Annotated in this window: 2 protein-coding genes and 1 pseudogene; all 3 read left to right on the plus strand. The window is 74.5% G+C overall.

The features are described 5' to 3' along the window. Window positions 1–10: 10 nt before the first annotated feature. Window positions 11–604: pseudogene (locus J1M37_RS06960) on the plus strand (riboflavin synthase); the annotation flags it as partial. 66 nt (window positions 605–670) lie between these two features. After that, window positions 671–1153 (plus strand): 6,7-dimethyl-8-ribityllumazine synthase, encoded by a 483-nt coding sequence (gene ribH / locus J1M37_RS06965; protein WP_036383758.1) that lies wholly within the window; start codon window positions 671–673, stop codon window positions 1151–1153. 418 nt (window positions 1154–1571) lie between these two features. After that, window positions 1572–1703, plus strand: a complete 132-nt coding sequence (locus J1M37_RS11680) for a hypothetical protein (protein ID WP_020624531.1) — start codon at window positions 1572–1574, stop codon at window positions 1701–1703. The last annotated feature ends 57 nt before the right edge of the window (window positions 1704–1760 follow it).

Here is a 1760-nt window from a genome sequence, read left to right on the forward strand (position 1 = left end):
GGAGGACTGAGTGTTCACCGGCATCGTCACCCATCTCGGCACCGTCGTCGCCCTCGAGCACGACGCGGCCGCCGACACCGCCCTGCTGACCCTCGACGCCGGCGGCGCCCTCGACGGGCTGCCCGCCGGCGGCTCGCTCGCCGTCGACGGCGTGTGCCTCACGGCCCTCGACGGACCCACGGAGCGCCCCGGCGTGTTCCGTGCAGACCTCATGGGCCAGACGCTGCGGATGACCAGCCTCGGCGACCGCGCCCCGGGGGACCGGGTCAACCTCGAGCGCTGCCTGCGCCCCACCGACCACCTGGACGGGCACGTGGTCCAGGGCCACGTGGACGGGACCGGCGAGGTCCTCGCGGTCACCCCGCACGGGGCCTGGACCACCCTGCGCATCGGCCTGCCCGCCCGCCTGGCCCGCTACGTCCCCGCGCAGGGGGCCATCGCCCTGCAGGGCGTCTCCCTCACCGTCACCGCCGTCTCCGACCCGGGCGCGGCCGCGCACTGGTTCGAGGTCGGCATCATCCCGGCCACACTCGAGGCCACCACCCTGGGCGCCCTGCGGCCGGGCGACCGCGTCAACCTCGAGACCGACGTGCTCGCCCGGTACGCCGAGCGCCTCGCGCTCATCCCCTCCGCCCCCGCCGCACCCACCGAGGCACCAGGAGGACACCCCATGAGCGGCGCCGGAGCCCCGACCTTCACCCCCGACCCCGCCGCTGCGAGCGGCCTGAACGTGGCGATCGTCGCCGCCCAGTGGCACACGGAGATCATGGACGGGCTGATCGCCGGGGCGCAGGCCGCCGCGGCCGACCTGGGCCTGGAGCCCGTGCTCGTGCGCGTGCCCGGCACCGTCGAGCTCACCGTCGCTGCGGCGCGGCTGGCGGAGCGCTTCGACGTCGTCGTGGTCCTCGGCGTCGTGGTGCGCGGGGACACCCCGCACTTCGACTACGTGTGCCAGTCCGTGACCCAGGGCGTGACGGAGGTCTCGGTGCGCACCGGCGTTCCCGTGGGCTTCGGCGTGCTCACCGTGGACACCGACCAGCAGGCCCGCGACCGGGCGGGCCTGCCCGGATCCCGAGAGGACAAGGGACGCGAGGCCCTCGAGGCGGCCGTCCTCACCGAGCTCGCGCTGCGCTCGGTCACGCCACGGGACTGAGGGTGGCCGGGCGGGGCTGCCTGCTGGGTCGGCTGCTCTCGACGTGGACCCTGTCCCCGGGGCCGGTGGGGTGATCGCAGGCCGGTCAACCGGGCCCGTCCGGAACGCCGGCAGCCCCGCGCCGTCATGGATGGGGTCGGCCGGAGGGCGCGGGGACCCGACGATAGAGGCGGAGACGCGAAGCCCCCGCCCTTCGTCTCGCTCGCGGCATCCACAGCTCGTCGTCCACTGCCCCGACCGTCAGGGCGGGCCGTTGACCCCCAACGCGTTCACCGCCGCAGACGGGTGATCTATGCGGCCCGCCCCGCCTCGGACGACTGCGTCGGGGTGCACGGAGCCTGCCGCAGCGTGGCCGCGTTCAAACAGTCCATGGCCCTGCTGGGAGCTGCGCGAGACCGGGCTGCTGCTCACCCCCCTGGTGCCGGCCCGCTCCATCGTCCCCGGTGCACGTCTGGCCTGCGACTGGCTGGGCCACTATGAGAAGCGCGAACCCGTCGCCTCCGCCTACGCCGACCTGGCCGGCCTCATCTTCGAAAGGATCACCGCATGAACGAGAAGCAGCTTGAGCCCGACCTGAGTCTGCGAGCACAGCGACGCAAGCCCACCC

Source organism: Micrococcus sp. KRD012 (assembly GCF_017168555.1).
GTDB classification, from domain to species: Bacteria; Actinomycetota; Actinomycetes; order Actinomycetales; family Micrococcaceae; genus Micrococcus; species Micrococcus luteus.